Below are 21,242 nucleotides of genomic sequence, written 5' to 3' on the forward strand. Positions count from 1 at the left end.
CTTCTGCTGCAGGCTTAGCTTCTGCTGCAGGCTTAGCTTCTGCTGCAGGTTTAGCTTCTGCTGCTGGTTTAGCTTCTGCTGCAGGCTTAGCTTCTGTTGCAGGCTTAGCTTCTGCTGCTGGTTTAGCTTCTGTTGCAGGCTTAGCTTCCGCTTCAGGCTTGCTATCAGTCTGAGTCGCTGTGTTCTCGCCAGTTTGAGCAGCAGGTTTGCGCGAACGGCGACGGCCACGACGACGACCGTTGCCGTCTGCTCGATTATCAGTCTGATTGCCTGTTTCTTCTGATTTTGCGTCAGTTGTCTTAACTTCTGCAGTAGCTGGCTGTTCAGCTTTGGCTTCGTTGCTGATGCTCGCCGGCTGAGTATCTGCTACCAGTTCTTCAGGATTCTCCTTTGCCGCAGGCTTCTGTGGTTTGGGAATATCTTCACGACGACTGCGATCGCGACGAGGCGCGCGCTTGGCGTTCGGATTCTCGTTGGTATCTGAAGAGTCCTGGTTGCCCTTGTTCTGGCGTGCAGGCTTTTCATTGCGAGTGTTTTCAGGCTTGTCGTTACCGTTGCGGCGGCTGTTGCGACCTTTACGGTTATCGCCTTTTGCCTGGGTATCGCCATTCTGGCTATCTCGCTGACCGTCGCGCTGGTTGTCACGCTGATTGTTGCGGCCATTCTTGCCACCACGTTCGTTGGCTGGCTTGTCAGAAGCTTTGCCATTACGGGCTTTATCCTGCTGGCGACCATTGCGACGCTTGTCGTCTCCGTCGTCCGCTTTGCGGCGGTTGTCACGGCGACCGTTCTTAGCATTTTTCGCTTTTGGTTCGGATTTGGTGTTCTTGTTAACACGGACTTCCGGGCGTGGTGCTGCCTCAGGCTCTTTCTCTGTGGTAAGCAGGGCAGAGATGGCCTGGCCAATACGTCCCCACAGACCAGCTGACTGAGGCGCGGCTTCTTGTGGCTGCGTAGTGGCAACTGGAGCAGGTGCGCGCGGTACAGTGCTCACTGCAGCTTCCTGTTGACGAACAGGTTCTGCGTTGAGGGCTTCGCTCAGATGCTCTGGTTCGTCCATATCGAGACGGTGCTCGTAGGAAACTTCACCAACCATGGTGTCGTCCGGGCGAAGGCGCTGAACCTCGTAGTGCGGCGTTTCCATATTTGGATTTGGCAGAACAACGACGGAGCAGTTGTGACGCTGTTCAATGCCAGCGATCAGTGCGCGCTTTTCATTGAGCAGGAAGGATGCAACCGAAACAGGAACGATTGCCCGAACCTGAGCGGTGTTGTCTTTCGCTGCTTCTTCTTCAATGAGACGAAGAATCGACAGGCTTGATGATTTGGTGTCGCGTACGACGCCTGTGCCACTACAACGAGGGCAGACGTGTGCTGCAGTTTCGTCGAGAGATGGACGCAGACGCTGGCGCGACATTTCCATCAGGCCGAAGCGGGAAATTCTGCCAACCTGGACGCGAGCACGGTCGACCTCAAGTGCCTTCTTCAGGCGGTTTTCAACTTCGCGCTGATTCTTGTTAGCCATCATGTCGATGAAGTCGATAACAACCAGGCCACCCATGTCGCGCAGGCGCAGCTGGCGTGAAATCTCGTCAGCGGCTTCAAGGTTGGTATTGAGGGCTGTTTCCTCAATGTCTGACCCTTTGGTGGCGCGTGCAGAGTTGATATCAATGGAGACCAAAGCTTCGGTCGGGTCAATAACAATAGAACCACCGGATGGCAGTTTTACTTCGCGCTGGAACGCACTCTCGATCTGACTTTCAATCTGGTAGCGATTGAAGAGTGGTACTGGATCTTCGTAGCGTTTGAACTTGTTCTGGTACTGAGGCATGACCTGTTGAACGAAGGCAAGAGCTTCGTTGTAGGCAGCGTCGGTATCAATGAGGACTTCGCCGATATCGTGGCGCAGGTAGTCGCGGATTGCGCGAATAATAACGTTGCTTTCCTGCAACAGGAGTGCCGGTGCTTCACGCTCCTCTGCGGCGCGGGAAATCGCTTCCCAAAGATGGACCAGGTAATCCAGGTCCGCCTGAAGTTCTTCGCTCGAGCGACCGATGCCGGCCGTGCGCACAATAACGCCCATTTTGTCAGGCACGTTGACGCCTTTCATGGCTTCACGCAGCTGAGTGCGTTCATCACCTTCAATGCGGCGTGAAATACCACCAGCGCGGGCGTTATTAGGCATCAGAACGAGGTAGCGGCCAGCGAGGCTTACCTGAGTGGTCAGTGCGGCACCCTTGTTGCCACGTTCTTCTTTATCAACCTGAACGATAACTTCCTGACCTTCTTTCAACACTTCTTTGATGTTGATGCGGCCTGGGCCTGGGTCTTTACAGAAGTATTCGCGAGATATTTCCTTGAGCGGAAGGAAGCCATGACGCTCAGCGCCGAAATCGACGAAGGCTGCCTCAAGGCTTGGCTCGATCCGGGTGATTTTGCCTTTGTAGATATTAGACTTCTTCTGCTCACGACCACCGGACTCAATATCGAGGTCGTACAGCTTCTGGCCGTCTACAAGGGCAACACGCAACTCTTCTGTCTGAGTTGCGTTGATCAGCATTCTTTTCATGCGGTACGTATTACTCTGTTGGGCAACGTACCTGACTGGCAACGCAGGGCCTGTCTGCTGTGTTTGTTCAGCAGCGAAGGATAGTGGCGGTAGTGCCGCCTTGTAACCTGTCACGCACGAGTGCGGGGCAGGGGAATCTATTTATCACTTTCGCAGTGTTCATCACGGCCTACAGGGCCGGTTATTACCAAAATATTTATGGGTGCTCTGCCGAGGAATCCGTCTTACAGATCGCGTTTCCCGGGGCAATGGTGTTTGCGGGCTGGTTGTTGCTCCGCTCAGCAGACACCGACACTGTCCATAATTTGATAATGCGAGATTGCCTGCAGGTAGCTGCGCGGTTTATCTCACCGGGCGGAGTCATTCCGCCGAATCAATTCTAGGGAAGAGTGTTTACCGTATTCATCTTCCTTTATACTTGGCCGCCTCGCGGCCTGACCGGGGAGCGTTGTCCATTCGGCAGTTTTACTGACGTGGAGTGCGCTACTTATGTTCGGTTTACACCCGATCACGCCGGAATATAGCAACAATGTTCAGGGGCAGCAATTGCCTTAACAAAATAAATCGCTGGTGACTTCTTCGCATGCCCAAACCACAGTTAGACCCGGCCAAGGTTAACTTTATCGATGTTGATGAAGGTAATGATGGTCAGCGCCTGGATAATTTTCTGTTAAGTCTGCTTAAAGGGGCGCCAAAAACGCTTGTATATCGCATCATCAGGAAGGGTGAAGTTCGTATAAACAAGGGGCGCGCCAAAGCCGACTCAAGGTTAAAAAAAGGTGATCGCGTGCGGGTTCCTCCGGTCAGGCTGCCCGAGGCGAATGGGGTACCGGATGTCTCTCCCGCGCTGCAAAAGATACTGAAAGACTCGGTATTGTTTGAAGATGATGCCTTACTAGCGATTAACAAACCTCATGGTCTGGCTGTGCATGGCGGGAGTGGCGTTTCGCTCGGGTTGATCGAGGCACTTCGTAAGGTTCGCCCGGATCACAATTTTCTTGAGTTGGTTCACCGGCTGGATCGCGATACCTCAGGGGTCATTCTGATTGCTAAAAAGCGCAAAGCGTTGACGGCTCTTCAGCAGATGCTGGTAGATAAACGCGGAATCAGCAAAAAGTATCTGGCGCTCGTGCATGGGCATTGGGACCCGGCGGTGTCTGATATTCGTCTACCTTTGCTGCGTACGGAGCGTCAGTCTGGTGAACGGATTGTGGTGGTGAGTGAGGAGGGCAAGTCCTGCCACACACGCACCAGGCTGCTGTCTGAAGGTAGGAGATACTCTCTTGTTGAAGCTGAGCCTGTCACTGGCAGGACCCACCAGATCCGTGTTCATTGTCTTGCTCAAGGTGCAGTGATTGCGGGGGATGAAAAGTACAGCGATCGCACGGAAAAGCAGCAGGATAAAGATGAAGGAATTCGTCGGCTGTGCCTGCATGCTTGGCGGTTGAGCTTCCGACACCCGATTTCTGGTGAGCGTCTGAGTATCGAGGCTAAGCCGGATGGTGAACTTAAGTCGATTTTCAGAAAAGTAGGGTGCAATCTGGAGGGTGTTTCATGAAATATCAGTTAATTATCTTCGACTGGGATGGCACGCTTGCAGACTCGACAGGTCGGATTGTGGATAGTATGCGCCGTGCAGGGCAGGAGCTTGGCTTGCCGGATGTCCCTGATGCCGATATTCAGAATATCATCGGATTGGGCTTGCCCGAGGCAATCAAGACCGTTTGGCCTGATGTGCTTCCGGATCAAGTGGAACCGATGAGAGAGGCTTATGCGCGCTACTTTGTCTACGACAGTCAGATAGCGATGAATCTGTTCAATGGTGCTGAGTCGCTGCTTGATGGGCTGTCTGCAAATGGCCGGAAGATTGCCGTTGCCACCGGTAAGAGTCGCAAGGGGTTGGATCGCATACTTAAAGATCTTTCTCTCTCTGGGGTCTTTGATACAACCCGGTGCGCAGATGAAACTCGCTCAAAGCCACACCCGCTTATGCTGAGTGAGATTCTTGAGGAACTTGGTGTTTCAGCTGACTCTGCGCTTATGGTGGGTGATACGACGTATGATCTTGAAATGGCAGCTGCCATAGGAATGGACTCTGCTGGTATGAGTCACGGCGCTCATGATGAACAAAGACTCAGAGCTTGTGGGCCTCGAGTTATCTGTCATAGCATTAACGAACTTTCAGATTGGATTGGTATTAATGGATAACAACGAATTTCGTCGCCCTGAAGACAACAGCAAAGAGTGGAAGCTTATAGAAAAGGCGCTTATGGCGTCACAGCAGGAGCAGCGAACTGCTCGACGCTGGGGGATATTTTTTAAGCTCCTGACCTTCAGCTACCTGTTCGTGATTGCTGCGATTATATATGGCGGGGCATCGAAAGGAGGAGATGGCGGCGCTGGCTTTGCTGTCGGTCCGCATGCTGCTGTAGTTGAAGTGCGCGGCGCTATCTCTGCGGAAGAGGATGCAAGTGCCGATCGCATTATTGGTGCCATGCGGGACGCCTTTGATAATGACGAGGCGTTGGGGTTGATACTGAGAATTAATAGTCCGGGCGGTAGCCCTGTCCAGTCGGGCTATGTGTTCGATGAAATCGTAAGGTTGAAATCAACGCGGCCGGACTTCCCTGTGTATGCGGTGGTTGTGGATATCGGTGCTTCGGGGGCGTATTACATCGCTGCCGCCGCGGACGAGATCTATGCAGACAAGGCAAGTCTTGTTGGTTCCATTGGTGTTGTCGGGTCAGGCTTTGGTTTTGTCGAAGCTATGGACAAGCTTGGTGTTGAGCGTCGCCTGTATACCTCTGGTGAGCATAAGGCGTTTCTCGATCCTTTCTCTCCGCAGCGTCAGGAGGAGAAAGAATTCTGGGAAGGTGTGCTGGATACTACGCACAAGCAATTTATATCTCAGGTAAAGCTTGGCCGTGGTGACCGTCTGTCTGATCATCCTGATCTTTTCAGTGGTCTGCTGTGGACAGGAGAACAGGCGGTAGAGCTTGGTCTTGTTGATGGTCTTGCATCATCGAGCCAGGTTGCGCGTGATCTTTTGGGTACTGATGAGCTGGTTAACTACACCGTCAGAAAAGACCCATTTGTTGAGTTTATGGAGCAGTTCGGTACCAGCTTCGGCAAGGGTGTCGCTTCTTTCTTCGGTACTCAGGTAATGACCATGCGCTAGAGCGCGCGTGGTTCGCTAAATAATTTTGACATGAGAGGGCGACATACCTATGATGTCGCGCACTATGACAGAGGCTCCGCTTCCCAAGCGCATCGATGCTTTTAAGTTAGTTGAAGTAAATCAACAACTTAAAGGAAAGATCGAAAGTAACAAGCTAACCCGGCTGGTAGATTCTACCCGCTCACTCGACGACTATGTCGAATGCGAAGTTGAATTTGGTCGGGATGAAGAGCGCTTACGGACATTGACCGGTAAGTGCAGCGCGGGGGTGGTAATGGAGTGTCAGCGCTGTCTGGGGGATGTACGGTTCGAAATTTCTGCCGAGTTTCGATTGGGTCTGGTCTTCAATGATGATCAGGCGAAGGCGCTGCCAAAGCGGCTGGAACCCGTCGAGCTGGATGAAGAAGGCCGTCTTGATCTTTGGGATGTTATTGAGGATGAGCTTCTGCTCAACCTGCCGGACTTTCCGATGCACCCTCAGGATGAGTGTCAGGCACTCAAAATAGAGCCACAAGAAGACATTGCCGCAGAGGAAACAGAACGACCTAATCCGTTCGACGTCCTTGCGCAGCTTAAACAGAAATAGCGATTAACCAGGAGCCCTACCATGGCGGTTCAGAAAAACAAAGTAACCCGTTCTAAGCGCGGTATGCGTCGTTCACACGATGCTGTTGATACCAACACCATCGCTCTGTCTACCGATGCTACCACTGGCGAAACTCATCGTCGCCACCACGTAAGTGCTGACGGTTTCTACCGTGGCAAGAAAGTCGTGGAGACTGGCAGCAACTGATTCTATGGTTACCATAGCGGTTGATGCGATGGGCGGGGACTTAGGTCCCCGCGTTGCGTTCAGGGCGTGTCGGGCCCTGATGAAAAACGACCCCGACGTCGAAGTTATCCTGCCTCTCGAAGAGTCTCTTCACGCTGCTGCGCGTAAAATTCTCGGAAAATACCAGCCACGTACACGCCTTGTTTCTTGTGGTGAGCATGTCCGTATGGACGACACTCCTCGTCAGGCCCTGAAAGAACGCTCGGATTCCAGCATGTCTGTCTGTCTGGCGCTTCATGCTTCAGGCGAAGCCGATGGTGTTCTGTCGATCGGAAATACTGGTGCCTTGCTGGTTCTGGCGCGAAAACACCTGGGTGCACTTCATGGTGTTGACCGGCCAGCCCTTGCAACTCAACTGCCTACGAAAGGGCGTCCTCTCCTGATGATGGATCTTGGGGCGAATATCTGTATGACGTCTGAGCAGTTACTGCAGCTGGGTTTTCTTGCGGCTGCCTGGTACAAGGCTGGCGGCAATGAACAACCAAGGGTTGCTCTGTTGAATATTGGCACGGAGCCCGGGAAGGGCACGGATACCATCAAGGCCGCTGGTGCGCTTTTCAATGATCAGCTTGGCTCTTTGTATGCGGGGTTTCGCGAGGGTGATCGCCTGTTTGATGGCGATCTCGATGCTGTCATCTGTGATGGCTACTCTGGAAATATCACCCTAAAGACAACGGAAGGTCTGATCGAGTGGCTCCTGGATATGATGGGCTCAGAGTTGCGTAGCTCACTGGCGTTGCGGTGGTTCTACCCTTTATGGAAAGCCACAATGCGCCGGATTGATCGCCAGGTCTCTCCAGCGCGTCATGGTGGGGCGATGCTTCTGGGTATCGCCGGCAATGTGGCCAAAACGCACGGTAAATCCGATGAGCGCTCATTCCGGTATGCGCTTGAATATATGGTTCGCCAGCTGAGGACCCGGGATTATCAGGCCATGGAAGCAGAGTTTCTGAAAATTACTGGCTAGGCGGTGCGTACCGGGATGTCTGGCGGGCCAGCTGGTGAGTTTCAGGCAATAATCCTGTGCATTTGATGTGGTTTATTGTCACAATGCGCAGCTATATTCTGGTGTCACCAGAACGTTTGAAGAAAATAACGATAAGGTTGTGCAATGACCGACGTGATTGCGTTTTTTCCGGGGCAGGGTGCTCAACAAGTGGGCATGCTATCTGATATCTCGGAACAGTATTCTGAAATCAGTGAGACATTCACTGAAGCCTCCGATGCTCTTGGTATCGATCTCTGGAAGATGGTCACTGATGGGCCGGATTCCACCCTCAATCAGACATTCAATACTCAGCCAGCACTGCTTGCTGCGAGTACGGCTGTGTGGCGTGTCGTCAGCAAACACAGCCCAGCACTCAATGTCACCGCAGGTGCGGGCCATTCACTCGGTGAGTATTCGGCGTTAGTTGCTGCAGATGCAATTGATTTCGCTGATGCCGTCCGCCTTGTGCGCCGTCGCGGCGAACTGATGGAAGCTGCTGTTCCTGCTGGGCAGGGGGGCATGGCGGCCATACTGGGTCTGAACGACGAGCAGATCGTCGAGGTTTGTGAAGCAGCGTCCCAGGAGGGCATTGTTGAGCCAGCAAACTTCAATGCGCCGGGGCAGATTGTTATCGCCGGCGAGCAGGCAGGTATTGAAAAAGCCATAGAGCTTGCGAAGGAAGCCGGTGCCAAGAGAGCACTTCCTCTTGCGGTCAGTGGTCCGTTCCATTCAAGTCTGATGAAAGCAGCAGCGGATACTTTTGCAGCCGACCTTGAGGGGATTCAGTGGCGAGCGCCTAAATTCCCCGTCTACCACAATGTTGGTAATGCGCCAGCAACGCTGGAAGAGATTCCTCAACGCCTTCTTCAACAACTCTACAGCCCGGTTAACTGGACCGGAGCCGTACCTGCGGTTCGACATCATGCAGAGCTCGCTGTTGAGTTTGGGCCAGGTAAGGTTATTGCCGGTCTCAATAAGCGTATTGATAAAAGCCTGCCTGTTGCGGGTACTGGCGATCTCGCGGGGCTGGAAGCAAGCATGGCCAAAATTCAGGGAGCAGAATAATGTCAGACAAAAAACTGGCTCTTGTGACTGGTGCATCCCGTGGTATCGGTTTTGCTATCGCTGAGCGCCTGATCGCAGATGGCTACCGGGTTGTAGGGACCGCAACCAGTGAGTCAGGTGCTGAGAGCCTTCAGGCAAAGCTGCGCGAACATGGTGACGAGCACTCGGCTCTGGTTCTGAATATTTCCGATAGCGAACAGACTGAGGCGGCATTGAAAGCCTTACTTTCTGAGTACGGTACGCCTTTCGTTGTAGTGAATAATGCCGGCATAACGCGCGATAATCTCTTCCTGCGCCTCAATGAGGATGACTGGAATGCGGTGGTGAATACCAATCTCACCGGAGTCTTTCGTGTGTGCAAGGCTTTGGCTAAGGCAATGCTTAAGCAAAAAGCCGGAAGTATTGTGAATATCAGTTCGATTATTGGCACGACGGGCAATGGTGGTCAGGCGAATTACGCCGCCGCGAAGGCTGGCCTGGAAGGCTTTAGTCGCTCGCTTGCTCAGGAAATCGCCAGTCGCAATATCACCGTGAATTGTGTTGCGCCTGGATTTATTCAAACTGACATGACAGATGTCTTGCCTGAAACGCAAAAAGAGGCCATCCTAGCCTCCATTCCGGGTAAGCGCTTCGGTCATGTCGATGATATCGCAGGCGCGGTTGCCTTTTTGGCAAGCGAAGACGCGAGATATATTACCGGCCAGACCATTCATGTGAATGGCGGTATGAACATGGGCTAAGGTCTCGCTGACCTTCTGGAAAATTTAACAAGTCAGGAATATAGCAATGAGCAACATTGAAGAACGCGTAAAGAAAATCGTCTGTGAACAGCTGGGTGTTAAGGAAGAAGAAGTAAAAGCTTCATCTTCTTTTGTTGATGACCTCGGTGCAGACTCTCTCGACACTGTAGAGCTGGTTATGGCTCTGGAAGAAGAATTCGAGACTGAGATTCCAGACGAGCAGGCTGAGAAGCTGACTACCGTTCAGGAAGCTATCGACTACATCGTTGCTAACCTGTAAGGGTTAGTAGCGATAGGAAAAAGCCGCGCAGCCGTCGCGGCTTTTTTGTGCCCTGCGGCAACCACCGTATGAGCGGGGTTCTGTCCCGACACTGAAATGCTGCAGGGTATATTCATTCTGGGCGGGTGACTGAATATGAAAACCAAACGCGTAGTGATTACGGGGCTGGGCACGGTGAATCCGTGCGGCTTGAATGCTCCGGATACCTGGAAAGCGATTCTTGCAGGTGAAAGTGGGATAGGTCCTATAACGGGATTTGATACCACAGGTTATTCCGTTGACTTCGGTGGTGAAGTTAAAGGTTTTTGTGCGGATGATGTACTATCTGCAAAAGAATCGCGCAAACTTGACCCGTTTATTCAATACGCGCTGGTCGCCGCAGATGAGGCGCTTAATGATGCAGGGCTCGGAGAGACGTACGATCCGGTTCGCTGCGGTGTTGCGGTGGGTTCTGGTATTGGCGGCATATCGACGATAGAAACAAACGTCGATACGCTCAATAACAGTGGGCCACGGCGGGTATCTCCTTTCCTTGTGCCTGGTTCGGTTGTCAATATGGCTGCTGGTAACATAGCAATCCGACACGGCTTCAAAGGCCCTAACTTCTCAATTGCCACCGCATGTACCACCGGTACACACAATATCGGTTTCGCTGCACGAACCATTGCCTTCGGCGATGCAGATCTGATGGTCGCTGGCGGGGCTGAGATGGCGTGTTCGCCATTGGGGATTTCTGGCTTTGCCGCTGCTCGTGCATTGAGCACGCGTACAGATAGTCCACAGGGGGCAAGTCGCCCCTGGGACGTTGACCGTGATGGGTTTGTTCTTAGTAGTGGCGCTGCTGTTCTTGTTCTCGAGTCTCTTGAGCATGCTCAGGCGAGGGGGGCAAAGATCTACGCAGAGCTCTCAGGGTTTGGCATGAGTGATGATGCTTATCACGTGACCTCACCACCTGAGAACGGCGAGGGGGCGGCGCTTTCGATGGCCAATGCTCTTCACAATGCTGACTTAACGCCCGACAATATTGGCTACATTAATGCTCACGGCACGTCGACCCTTGCGGGCGATCTCGCTGAAATTAATGCGATAAAATCCGCCTTCGGTAAGGCGGCCAACAGTTTCGCGATCTCCTCGACTAAGTCGATGACTGGCCATCTGATTGGTGCTGCTGGTTCGCTCGAAGCTCTCATCTCAGTCCTTGCTCTGTGTAACCAGAAGGCTCCGGGGACTTTAAACCTGACAACGCCGTCCCCTGGTTGTGATCTCGACTTGATCGGCCCAGTTTCAAGGGATATGCCGCTGGAGCATGTAATGAGCAACTCCTTTGGCTTTGGTGGGACTAATGCCACGCTGATTTTTAGCCGGATATCTCAATGAAGTTTAACTATCAGGCCGGAAATGGCTGGCAGTCTGATGCGCAGGAGTTTGATGACAGAGGGCAGCAGTTCGGTGATGGGCTCTTTGAAACGGTCCGTCTTGATGGTCGCGGTGTTGCACCTCTCTGGCAAATGCATGTCGAGCGCCTGGCACTGGGGCTGAAAGCGCTCCGCTTCAGTGACGTCGCGGTTGAATTCGTTTTGCACGCGATTGATTCGATGGCGCATCCAGTCGGTATGACAGCGTGCAAGCTTCTGGTAACGAGAGGCGTTGGTCCACGAGGATACGGATTCACTCCAGATCTCATGCCGTTGGTAACGGTGCGCTATTTCAATGCACCGGCGTTTTCAACATCCCCTTACGTTGCTGGTACGAGCGATATTGTGTTATCGACTCAGCCATTGCTCGCTGGGCATAAACACCTGAACCGACTTGAGCAGGTACTTGCCCGCGACAGCTTCGATGTCGAGTGGGATGAATGCATCATGCTCGATAGTAGCGGGATCGTGATTGAGGGGTGCATGAGCAATGTTTTTGTTAAACTGGACGGCCGTTGGCTAACCCCGGAAATAACCTCGTCGGGGATTAATGGAGTAGTACGACGCTGGTTGCTGGATACGAACCCCGAAATCAACGTACAAAACTTTGGTCTGCCCGAGCTTAACAGCGCTCAAGGGCTGATTTTTACAAATAGTCTTGTTGGAATTCGCTCCTGTCACATCTTTGATGGCCAGACTCTGGATGTGGCACCAGAAGCAAAGCGATGGCAGCTTGCCTATCAGGAAATGTTTGAATGATGCTTAAGCGACTCTTGCTCGCAATGATAGCTCTGCTTGTATTGGCAGGGCTTATTCTCGGCTCCGTAGGGTACTGGTGGCTGAGTCAGAAAAACCTTAATCAAACGTCTGTCGTTGTCGTGATCGAGAAGGGACAGTCGCTGAACAGCATGGCGCAGCAGTGGGAAGATCAGGGGTGGCTTCGTTCGGCTCTTCGCCTGAAAGTTGCTGCGAGACTGACTGGCGGGGCGCGTGATGTTCGTGCCGGTGAATTTATTATTCCACCGGGGCTCAGCAGCCTCACGATATTGCCGTACCTGGCGGAAGCTCAGACCAGAACGTATCGGGTTTCCTTAATTGAAGGACGCAGGCTGTCTGCCGCTCTCGAAGCGTTGAGTCAGGCTGAGTATCTTCAACAAGACCTCGGAGCCCTTACCGTCGAGCGTGTATCCGACTATCTTGGTCTTACAGTTCATGCTGAAGCACAGCTTTACCCGGACACCTATGTTTATCACCGCAACCAGCCCGTCTCTGAAATCATCACTCAGGCGCACGAAAGACTGAACAGGGTGCTTAAAGAGGAGTGGCAGGCGCGCGATGCTAATCTGCCTTATACCTCGCCGTATGAAGCGCTGGTCATGGCGTCTATTATCGAGAAAGAAACGGGTGTCGCCAGTGAACGTCCGGTTATCGCCGGTGTTTTTGTGCGCCGCTTACAAAAGAATATGAGGTTAGAAACAGACCCAACCGTCATCTACGGCCTGGGTGAGTCTTTCGATGGCAATCTCACGCGAGCGCACCTGCGTGATCGCAGTAATCCATATAACACCTATCGCAACAAAGGACTGCCTCCGGGGCCTATCGCGCTGGCTGGCCGAGAAGCTATTCGCGCGGCGTTGAACCCTGCAGAAGGTACCGAGCTATTCTTCGTCGCGCGGGGGGATGGTAGCCATTATTTTTCTTCCACTCTGGAAGAGCACAATAAGGCAGTGCGACGCTACCAACTATCGCGACGGAGCGACTACCGCTCAGCGCCAAAAGCAGAGCAAAGCAGCGGGGAGACTGACTGATGCTAACTACTTCCGGTCGTTTTATTACGTTTGAAGGTGGTGAAGGTGTTGGTAAGTCGACCAATATTCAGGCGGTTGCAAGGCACCTCGAATCGCAGGGAATCTCTGTGGTGGTGACTCGCGAACCGGGCGGAACCCCGATCGCTGAAAAAATCCGTAACGATCTTCTGAAAGCGCATCATGAAGAACCTATGTCTGATATGACAGAGTTACTCCTGATGTTTGCGGCACGTGCTCAGCACGTCGATGCCGTTATCCGGCCTGCGCTGGAGCGCGGTGACTGGGTCCTGTGTGACCGCTTCACCGATTCTACTATCGCCTACCAAGGCTATGGGCGAGGTCTTTCTCACGACAATATCGAGCAGCTTAAAGCGCTTGCGCAGGGCGGTGTTGAACCACACCTGACGTTGCTACTTGATGCGCCGGTGGCGATTGGTATGGGGCGTGCCCGAGCCCGGGCTGAGGATCTGGCAGAAGAGACTGATCGTATTGAGGCTGAAGCCATGTCATTTTTCGAAAAGGTCCGGCTGGGGTTCCTGGCACTGGCCGAGCGTTATTCGAGATTTCGGGTCATTGATGCGACCGCTCCGCTTGAACAAGTGACTGAGCAAGTCCTGAAAGTGGTTGCAGGCGAGTTAGAAGACAAAAAACAACAGGTGGAATCCTGATGTCTCTTTATCCCTGGCAGGTGGATGCCTGGAGTTCTCTTGTACGTCGCCACCGCACTGCTGGCCTGCCACACGCGCTGCTGATAACAGGCAGTGCAGGCATCGGTAAGCATGAGTTATCACTGAATGTCGCGCGTTGGTTGTTGTGTCAGAATCCTGCGGACGAGGCGTGCGGGCAGTGCCACAGTTGTCAGCTTTGGGCGGCGGGCAGTCACCCCGATTTTATGCTTTGCCAGCCGGAAGAAAACTCAAAGCAGATTCGTATCGACAATGTTCGCAAAGTGAATGAGCTGATCTTTCAGACGCCTCAGATCAGTCAGTGTCAGGTCGTCATTCTTCGCCCTGCGGAGGTTATGAACGTAAATGCGGCCAACGCATTGCTTAAGACCCTGGAAGAGCCCCCGGGTGAAAGCTTTATCCTACTTGAAACAGAGCGCTTTGGTTCTGTTCTCCCTACCATTCGCAGCCGCTGCCAGCGTATCAATCTGGCCCTGCCATCTTATGATGCATCGAAAGACTGGCTGCAGGATCAGGGGGTAGGCTCAGCTGATGCCGACATGGCACTGGCGAGAAATGGCGGTGCTCCTGTCGCTGCCAAGAATTGGCTGAGCAGCGGTGTCGCGACGGTTCAGGAAAAATGGGTCTCGGAATTACAACAATGGACTACGTCGTCTTTGCCTCTCGATAAAATTGCCTCGTCCTGGAGTAAGCTGGAGTTCCAGACGGTTATACAATGGTTTTACCAGTGGTCTTGCGATGTCCTGAAGGCGGCGTGTGGTGCGGAGGCAAAACATCTTCAGTTTGCAGGGCCAGTCACAGAACTTATGGACGCTTATGTTGTGAAGCGGGAAATGCTGGTAACCTTTCAGAAAAAATTACAACAAATACTCGGTCAGCTGATGTCAGGTGCTTCCCACCATAACAAAACGCTGACCCTGGAAACCTTGTTGCTCGAGTGGCAGGCGTTGACTGAAGCAAAAGCGGGAGTAATTGCATGAACCCAGGCGGTCGGAATGGCATCCTGTCATTAACCATCAAAGATAAATCAGTCCTGTATGCTGCCTATATGCCGTTTATTAAAAACGGTGGGCTCTTCATTCCAACAAGTAAACAGTATCAGTTGGGAGACGAAGTCTTCATGCTGCTGAAGTTGATGGATGAGCCTGAGAAGATCCCTGTTGCCGGTAAAGTCGTTTGGGTAACGCCCAAGGGGGCGCAAGGCAATAAAGTTGCAGGCGTCGGCGTCCAGTTCAATGATGAAGATGATATTGCCCGCAACAAGATAGAAACCTACCTTGCTGGCGCAATTAAATCAGACCGTATGACGCATACTATGTAGTGTCTGGGGCTTGTCTGGAAAGTTTAATTACCAAAGACACTCTTCCGCAGCGATGCTGACCGCTTGCTGCAGGCGATAGAGAGGCGTATGGAAGTGAGGCGAAAAGCGGATTCCTCCACCGCGGTGCATACAGATAACTCCTTTACTCATTAATGCTTGCCACACTTCTTTGGGCGATCGTCCGTTCGTCCCGAATGTCACAATTCCAGAGCGCCCTCTGCTGTGAGCTGGTGTGATGATTTCAGCTCCAGCATCAGATAACAGACCACATAACGAATCCGCTTTGCTCAGAACTGCTGCCTCAACGTTTTCTATGCCTGTATTCAGAAGAAGACTGGTGCTCGCATGGAGTGCATGTGCAGCCAGAAGGTTGGGGCTCCCACACTCAAAACGCATTGCTGTATCCGTGACCTCCCAGCTGGTCTGGCTGTAATCACCGGCTTGTTTGATCATGTGCCAGCCATACTCATTGAGTGACAGATCGTTCATTCGCTCTTCCCGGACATAGAAAAAGCCCAGCCCTTCAGGGCCCAGCAGCCACTTGTGACCATCTGCCATGGCAAAGTCGCACTGTATTTCTTCGACATCAAACCTGAGAGCACCGACGGCCTGGATCGCATCGACACAGAACAGAACTCCCGCTGCTTTGCAGGCCTCGCCAATTTTGGACCAGCGGGGGCATTTGAACGAAAACCTACGGTTTTGACTCCCAGGCCCTCCGCGTAACCGTAGGTTTCCGAATAATCACCCCTTCCCCTCATCTTCAATAAAGTACGTACCATTGGGCAACACATGCTTATAGGGCAATAACGAGATATGGGATAAGGTCTTGTCGTCGATATCCTCCCCCTGCTGCCGGAGCTGCTCAACCACGTCATTTATCTTGATCGTGTTCCAGTACAGAATGGCATTGGATACAAAGCTGAGGCTGCTGGCCTTGTTCATGATTTCCTCATAGTCCCCAGTGGTGAATTCACCCTGGTCCGCAAAGAATATCCAGCGCGGCAGTTTGTGCCGGTATTCCCCTTTATTCAGTTGCCGCTGGACGGTTTGGCGCAGGTCTTTGTCAGTTAGGTACCGCAGAATGTATTCGGTCTTGATGATCCGGCCCAGGTTGGTAAAGGCCTTGGTGAGGCGATCGAAGGGTGAACTGTTGGTCAACCGTTGAACGATGACGTGTGCTGGCGAAGTTTTTTGTTTCAGAGAAATGACCACCCGCATCATGTATTCCCATTGCTCCTCAATAATCGCCAAATCAGCTGTTTTCGTGAGTAAATGGTTGAGGTCACCGTAATCGACGGATTTGTCGATACGGTATAGCTGCTGATCCTTCAGATCCCGAATGCGTGGCATAAAGTAGAAGCCGAGCAAATGACAGAGGGCGAAGACGATTTCAGTGTACCCATGCGTATCGGTGGTGTGCTCTCGGATTTTCAGAATTGTGTTGTTTTCCAGCAGACCGTCCAGAACATACAGGGCTTCACGAGGGCTACAGGAAATGATCTTGGTGCTGAACACGGAATATTGATCGGATACGTGGGTGTAGATCCCGATGGCTTTTTCATAGTAGCCGTAATAGCGGGGATAGTATGAAGCCAACAGGCTGTCGGCGCGGATTTTAAAGCGTTGCGCATCTGAAGAGGACAATGTACCGGAGCCATACACCGCACTCAACGGCAGCTCATGGTGTTGATTCACAATTTCAGCACTGGCGTTGATCAGGGTTTCTTCGCGAATATAGTATTGCAGGATATGCCTTAGCATATCGACAGTAACGCCATTGACGCTGTTACTCATGGACACGACGCCCAGGTTTGTGGCTTGTGAAATAATGGCAGCCATCAGGCTTTTGTAAAAGTTTTTGGGCCGTGACTGGTGATATTGGATAGGGACAAAGTGACGACTGTAATGCGTCATTTGATCCACCTCCATCAGCAATTGCTCGATGCGTATGCTGGGCATATGCGCATCGATCACCTTTTGCAGTTGGTTGACTTTATCTGGTACGTCTAGCTTGTCGTCACGCTTGAGTTTCAGCCGGCCATTGTGTATCTCGGCGAAATTATCCAGTCCAAAACGCTTTTGCGCTGCTGACACCGCTTCGTGGAACTGGGTTGAAATGGCGGAACGCACTTCGTGTGGCAAAGGCTGCTGTAGCTCGGTATAGACGGTGTGTTTGGTTTCATCCCAGTTGGGCTCGTTCAAGGTCAGATCCCAGAACGACACATGCTGTTTGCTCTGTGGTAAATACAAATCGCCGGAACGCAACGCATCTTTCATCGCGAGAGCAAGGCCCATTTCTCAAACATTGCGATTGATGTTGCCGGTTTGATCTTTAAGGCTGCGACGCAGCTCGCGGGGAATGAACGCAGTCGGTGTATTCTCCGGCAGTTTTTTCAGATCGCCGTCATCCAACTGCCGGACGAACTGGATGGCTTTTATCAGTGGCCCAGAACCTTTCGCCACTTCAAACGGTAACCGTATAAAGTCGGAAAAATACTTTCGTAAACTGGGGTAACGGGTCAGCAACAAATCGCAGTAGCCGCATTCTTCCAGGCGTTTAAAAATGTGCAGGTCGTCAATGGAGGCTAGCAAGTGTTTCTCGTCAATACGCTGCCATAAGTCATTCTTGTACAACGGCTGTTCATCCGGCCATTCCAGCAAAACATGCGTGGTATCGAGCACGGCGTCGATAGCTTTCTTCTGGCGTTTACGAAATTCCTTATGCTTCTTGTCGTGACTGTTTTTGGTTTGCTGACACAGCTCCGTCATGTACTGATCGTGCATTTTAACTAGGTGATCGAGCAATATCTTTCGGGATTCCAGCAGGAAACACACCATCAGGGCATAGCGCTTATGATCCTTGAAGCGTTTCATGTCCTTGGCGCTGTAGCGCTTGGTCAATCGGTACAGGTAGTGAAGAAAGGTGGTATCAATGAGCTTTTCCTCGAATGCATTAATACCGGTAGCCACCAGATTGTCGTAGCGCTCAAGGTAGCGCTTCAGCGATGAAATTTTGGCAGCGGGTGGATATTCCTTAAGCTGATTGAAATAGGTTCGTTGATTGCCGCCTGAAGTTTGCAGCAGATCATCGATAGCCTCTCGCAATTCAGGCGACATCTGTTCAAACACTTGCTCAAAGAGCTGAGCATGGACCTGGTTGCAGATGCGAACGATTTGCCGTTCGATGGTGGTGGGCCCCGGTAAAACAATCCGATTCAACAGCAGGTAGCGCTCTGCCCGATGAAAGAGTTCATCCGGCAGTAACCCCTGGTGTGCCTGAGCTTCGACCCAGCGATCCAGATCGGCTTCCACCTTGACATCAAAACGCCTGAATCCCAGGTATTTGAGGATGTTATTGCGGTGTTCCAATAAGGTGGCTTCCCGTTCGGGCACTTCCACAGTGAGCGCTGGCGGTAAATCGAGTTGGCTGCTGAGGTAGCTGACCACGCGGGACGAGAGATCGCTGAGCTGGTTCAGAAAGCGGCCATAGAGGCGCATGGCACAGAGCTGGATGGCAACGCCCAAGCGGTACTGTTTGCGGTATTTGTTAACCATCTGGCAGTCGCGGCGATTCAGGGTCCAGTCGCGAACCATTTCCTCGTCGGAAAAGCGTTGCGGCAATATCAGTGGCTGATAGCGTTGTTGGTTGGTCAAAAACTGCTCTTTGGCTGTCATGAGCGCCTCATCGGTTTGTGGTCACGCCAACTACTCCTATAGAGTTGTTTTTATTTGTGTTTTTATGATGCCGACAGTGGGTACTGCCATCTTTCACATTTGGACGGCATTGTAATAACGATTGGACGATAATAGAATATCAGGTAGCCGAATTACAACTCCTGTTTAGCCGGAAGTCCATTTATGTACCCTCGTTATTCTGAACTCCACGTCAAAGAAGCGCTGAGCGACACGCCCGTCGTGTTTATCATGGGGCCCCGTCAGACCGGTAAAACCACCCTGGTGAAGACCTTGATGGATGAAATGGGGGCCGAGCAATGGACCTACATCACCTTGGATGACCAGGCCCAGTTTGAGATTGCCCAAGCCGATCCGGTGGGCTTTATTCGCAACCTGCCAGCCACCCGCATTGCCCTGGACGAAGTGCAACGCCTGCCGGAGTTGTTCGTATCCATCAAGCAGGCAGTGGACGAACAGCGTACACCCGGTCGATTTCTGCTGACGGGCTCCGCCAATGCCTTGTTACTGCCGAGGCTCTCCGACTCTCTGGCGGGCCGGATGGAATCGGTGCGCTTGATGACGCTCTCGGAGTGTGAGATCCAGGGGCAGCAACCGACATTTCTCTCTAAGCTGTTGAACCGGGAAGCTCCTTCAACCCAGTCCATCCGTGTTAGGGAGCACATCCTGAACCGATTGGTCACCGGTTGTTTTCCGGAGCCGCTACAGCGCGCCAGTGAACGACGCTCCCAGGCCTGGTATCAGCAATACCTGAGCACTCTGGTGCAACGGGATATTCGTGATCTGACCCACATTGATCATCCGGATTTAATGGGCAAGTTGCTCAAGCTCACCGCCTTTTACGCCGGTAAACTGGTCAATCTCACCGAATTGGGGGGCAAACTGGGACTGGATCGGCTGACCATCAAAAAATATATGGCACTGTTGGAGCAATTGTTTCTGGTGGAGCAATTGCCCGCCTGGCATTCCAACGAATATAAACGGCTGGTGAAGACACCCAAACTGCATTCCGTCGATACTGGCCTGATGTGCGCCGTGCGAGGCCTCAACCGGGACCGTCTGCTCAAACAACCGGGAGATTTTGGTCTGCTGTTGGAAACCTTCGTTTATAACGAATTGCGCAAGCAAGCGGTTTGGGTGGACGAACCATTGAGTTTTTACCATTACCGGGATAAGGACAAAGTGGAGGTGGACGTGATTATCGAGAACGCCATGGGTGACTGCTTCGCCATCGAGGTGAAGGCGGCAGCGACCTTAAGTGCGAAGGATTTTACCGGACTGAAACGGTTTCAATCCGTGGCTGCCGATCGCTTCAAGATCGGTATTCTGCTCTATGACGGCGACCATACGACAGCCTTTGGTGACAATCTTTATGCCGTACCACTGGGAGCCCTTTGGGCTTAACCACGCCATAATTCAAGCAACCGTGTATGACGGCTTTGTAATTATACCGTCATCTGGTTGACAGACTTGTGTTTTACTATTTACTGAGAAGGTATTTTTTATGGTTGGTGCAATTTATTTTTCAGTTTAGCGGTAACGAAATAACAAGTTTTTTGATCCACCTCAACGCATGAAGTGGAACGAAAGATTGAACATTCAGACGAAATATATAGACTTATCAGATATAAATAATGAGTTGTATCATCTCAGTATGCAATTGAACAGATTTGGGTTTTACATGGCAATCTTCGCGTTACTGGCTTTTACCAGCCAGTCGTTTGCCGTTGTGAAGTTGCCCTGCGAACAGATGACTCATCATTCCACCGCTCATGCAATGGCAGCAACAATGGATATGGCCCATATGAACCACGCTGCGGCCGATAATGCCAAGGCCAAAGGCTGTTGCAGCCAGGACGATTGTTCTCAGATGGACTGTGTTTCTGCCAGTGTTGCGGTGGTAAGTACACTGTCGCCGTTTTCCGTTCAGTTTTCTCAAACTCTCAATACAGAATATTCGGTTTCCTTCCTTACTCAGGAAGTTTCCTCGCTATTCCGTCCCCCCATTTCCCGTTGATATAGGGTTGGTACGCCTGAAATTTAGGCCTCTACCCACTTATCCTTATCAAGCGGGAGTCGACAAAACTCCCAAAACAGTTGTTTAAAACGCGTGATCGTCACTGAATGCGCTCATCGCGTCTTATGATTGGGAGTTACCATGAAACCTTTACCTGATTATCTGCGCCATCTTGCGCTGATAGTTTCCCTGTTATTCCTCGCTGCCTGTTCGGAGGGCGAAAATCATGCCGCTAAAGCCGCATCGATTGCCACACTGGATGTTTACAAAAGCCGCACCTGCCAGTGCTGCCAGCAATGGGTCCGGCACATGGAAGACTCCGGCTTTGAGACCAAAATCCACCACCCGGCAGATTTGAATCGCGTTAAAGACGAGCATGGCATTGCCACCGAATACCAATCCTGCCACACGGCGGTGACGAGTGACGGCTATGTCTTCGAAGGTCATATTCCCGCGCGCTTCATGCAGCAGTTTCTGGAAAACCCACCGCAGGGTGCCATCGGCCTGAGCGTGCCTGGCATGCCAGCGGGCAGCCCCGGGATGGAAATGGGCGACAGGTTTATGCCTTATCAGGTGTGGCTGCTTAAAAAGGACGGTTCTGCTGAAGTGTTTGCTTCAGTGAACAGTCGCGATCAGCAATAGGACGT

The 21,242-nt window shown here is 52.1% G+C and carries 22 protein-coding genes; 18 read left to right on the forward strand and 4 right to left on the reverse strand.

The features are described 5' to 3' along the window. On the reverse strand, positions 1-2,569 hold a 2,569-nt coding region (gene rne / locus AC5E51_RS04510), incomplete at its 3' end, for a ribonuclease E (RefSeq protein WP_491778184.1). Positions 2,570-3,152: 583 nt separating this feature from the next. On the opposite strand from rne, the gene AC5E51_RS04515 reads away from it, so the two are divergent. The 15 genes from AC5E51_RS04515 to AC5E51_RS04585 all read left to right on the forward strand — a co-directional run bounded on the left by AC5E51_RS04515 (position 3,153) and on the right by AC5E51_RS04585 (position 14,882). Then, positions 3,153-4,127 carry an RluA family pseudouridine synthase gene (locus AC5E51_RS04515; RefSeq protein ID WP_297533970.1) on the forward strand — a complete coding sequence of 325 codons (975 nt, stop codon included), beginning with the start codon at positions 3,153-3,155 and terminating at the stop codon, positions 4,125-4,127. Then, positions 4,124-4,777 carry an HAD-IA family hydrolase gene (locus AC5E51_RS04520; protein ID WP_491778185.1) on the forward strand — a complete coding sequence of 218 codons (654 nt, stop codon included), beginning with the start codon at positions 4,124-4,126 and terminating at the stop codon, positions 4,775-4,777. Before AC5E51_RS04515 ends, AC5E51_RS04520 begins: the two co-directional genes overlap by 4 nt. After that, positions 4,770-5,747, forward strand: coding sequence for a S49 family peptidase (locus AC5E51_RS04525; RefSeq protein ID WP_491778186.1), 978 nt, complete (start codon positions 4,770-4,772; stop codon positions 5,745-5,747). The genes AC5E51_RS04520 and AC5E51_RS04525 overlap by 8 nt, the downstream gene beginning before the upstream one ends. A gap of 49 nt (positions 5,748-5,796) precedes the next feature. After that, entirely contained in the window at positions 5,797-6,333 is a 537-nt protein-coding gene (locus AC5E51_RS04530; RefSeq protein WP_273092200.1) for a YceD family protein, read from the forward strand. 21 nt (positions 6,334-6,354) lie between these two features. Further along, the gene (gene rpmF / locus AC5E51_RS04535) at positions 6,355-6,540 is read left to right on the forward strand and encodes a 50S ribosomal protein L32 (RefSeq protein WP_068438725.1); all 186 of its coding nucleotides are present in this window, start codon (positions 6,355-6,357) and stop codon (positions 6,538-6,540) included. Between the two features lie 4 nt (positions 6,541-6,544). After that, positions 6,545-7,546, forward strand: coding sequence for a phosphate acyltransferase (locus AC5E51_RS04540; RefSeq protein WP_301388539.1), 1,002 nt, complete (start codon positions 6,545-6,547; stop codon positions 7,544-7,546). Positions 7,547-7,690: 144 nt separating this feature from the next. Next, complete coding sequence (gene fabD, locus AC5E51_RS04545; protein ID WP_491778187.1) at positions 7,691-8,632, forward strand: ACP S-malonyltransferase; 942 nt, start codon at positions 7,691-7,693, stop codon at positions 8,630-8,632. Continuing rightward, positions 8,632-9,372 carry a 3-oxoacyl-ACP reductase FabG gene (fabG, locus tag AC5E51_RS04550; RefSeq protein ID WP_068443464.1) on the forward strand — a complete coding sequence of 247 codons (741 nt, stop codon included), beginning with the start codon at positions 8,632-8,634 and terminating at the stop codon, positions 9,370-9,372. The genes fabD and fabG overlap by 1 nt, the downstream gene beginning before the upstream one ends. A 46-nt stretch (positions 9,373-9,418) precedes the next feature. Beyond that, a complete protein-coding gene (acpP, locus tag AC5E51_RS04555) occupies positions 9,419-9,652 on the forward strand; it encodes an acyl carrier protein (protein ID WP_068441653.1) in 234 nt (77 codons plus the stop codon). A gap of 135 nt (positions 9,653-9,787) precedes the next feature. Then, entirely contained in the window at positions 9,788-11,029 is a 1,242-nt protein-coding gene (gene fabF, locus AC5E51_RS04560; protein ID WP_491778188.1) for a beta-ketoacyl-ACP synthase II, read from the forward strand. Then, complete coding sequence (gene pabC, locus AC5E51_RS04565) at positions 11,026-11,826, forward strand: aminodeoxychorismate lyase (RefSeq protein ID WP_068443472.1); 801 nt, start codon at positions 11,026-11,028, stop codon at positions 11,824-11,826. Before fabF ends, pabC begins: the two co-directional genes overlap by 4 nt. Further along, positions 11,823-12,875, forward strand: a complete 1,053-nt coding sequence (gene mltG, locus AC5E51_RS04570; RefSeq protein ID WP_297533974.1) for an endolytic transglycosylase MltG — start codon at positions 11,823-11,825, stop codon at positions 12,873-12,875. Before pabC ends, mltG begins: the two co-directional genes overlap by 4 nt. After that, the gene (tmk, locus tag AC5E51_RS04575; protein WP_068443475.1) at positions 12,875-13,543 is read left to right on the forward strand and encodes a dTMP kinase; all 669 of its coding nucleotides are present in this window, start codon (positions 12,875-12,877) and stop codon (positions 13,541-13,543) included. Before mltG ends, tmk begins: the two co-directional genes overlap by 1 nt. After that, positions 13,543-14,541 (forward strand): DNA polymerase III subunit delta', encoded by a 999-nt coding sequence (locus AC5E51_RS04580; protein WP_491778189.1) that lies wholly within the window; start codon positions 13,543-13,545, stop codon positions 14,539-14,541. The genes tmk and AC5E51_RS04580 overlap by 1 nt, the downstream gene beginning before the upstream one ends. Then, entirely contained in the window at positions 14,538-14,882 is a 345-nt protein-coding gene (locus AC5E51_RS04585; protein WP_068438521.1) for a PilZ domain-containing protein, read from the forward strand. Before AC5E51_RS04580 ends, AC5E51_RS04585 begins: the two co-directional genes overlap by 4 nt. Before the next feature lie 27 nt (positions 14,883-14,909). Here the strand turns inward: AC5E51_RS04585 and AC5E51_RS04590 are convergent, their stop codons facing one another. The 3 genes from AC5E51_RS04590 to AC5E51_RS04600 form a co-directional block, all read right to left on the reverse strand. Further along, complete coding sequence (locus AC5E51_RS04590) at positions 14,910-15,545, reverse strand: aminotransferase class V-fold PLP-dependent enzyme (protein WP_286836598.1); 636 nt, start codon at positions 15,543-15,545, stop codon at positions 14,910-14,912. Between the two features lie 81 nt (positions 15,546-15,626). Then, positions 15,627-17,180 carry a Tn3 family transposase gene (locus AC5E51_RS04595; protein ID WP_491778190.1) on the reverse strand — a complete coding sequence of 518 codons (1,554 nt, stop codon included), beginning with the start codon at positions 17,178-17,180 and terminating at the stop codon, positions 15,627-15,629. A gap of 3 nt (positions 17,181-17,183) precedes the next feature. Then, positions 17,184-18,560 carry a DUF4158 domain-containing protein gene (locus tag AC5E51_RS04600; RefSeq protein ID WP_491778191.1) on the reverse strand — a complete coding sequence of 459 codons (1,377 nt, stop codon included), beginning with the start codon at positions 18,558-18,560 and terminating at the stop codon, positions 17,184-17,186. Between the two features lie 183 nt (positions 18,561-18,743). On the opposite strand from AC5E51_RS04600, the gene AC5E51_RS04605 reads away from it, so the two are divergent. The 3 genes from AC5E51_RS04605 to AC5E51_RS04615 all read left to right on the forward strand — a co-directional run bounded on the left by AC5E51_RS04605 (position 18,744) and on the right by AC5E51_RS04615 (position 21,237). Next, a complete protein-coding gene (locus AC5E51_RS04605; RefSeq protein ID WP_156872785.1) occupies positions 18,744-19,982 on the forward strand; it encodes an ATP-binding protein in 1,239 nt (412 codons plus the stop codon). A 277-nt stretch (positions 19,983-20,259) separates the two neighbouring features. Beyond that, positions 20,260-20,595, forward strand: coding sequence for a hypothetical protein (locus tag AC5E51_RS04610; RefSeq protein ID WP_297533605.1), 336 nt, complete (start codon positions 20,260-20,262; stop codon positions 20,593-20,595). Positions 20,596-20,736: 141 nt separating this feature from the next. Beyond that, on the forward strand, positions 20,737-21,237 hold the full coding sequence (locus AC5E51_RS04615; protein WP_301376555.1) for a DUF411 domain-containing protein: 501 nt from the start codon (positions 20,737-20,739) through the stop codon (positions 21,235-21,237). The last annotated feature ends 5 nt before the right edge of the window (positions 21,238-21,242 follow it).

Source organism: Thalassolituus sp., from assembly GCF_984348125.1.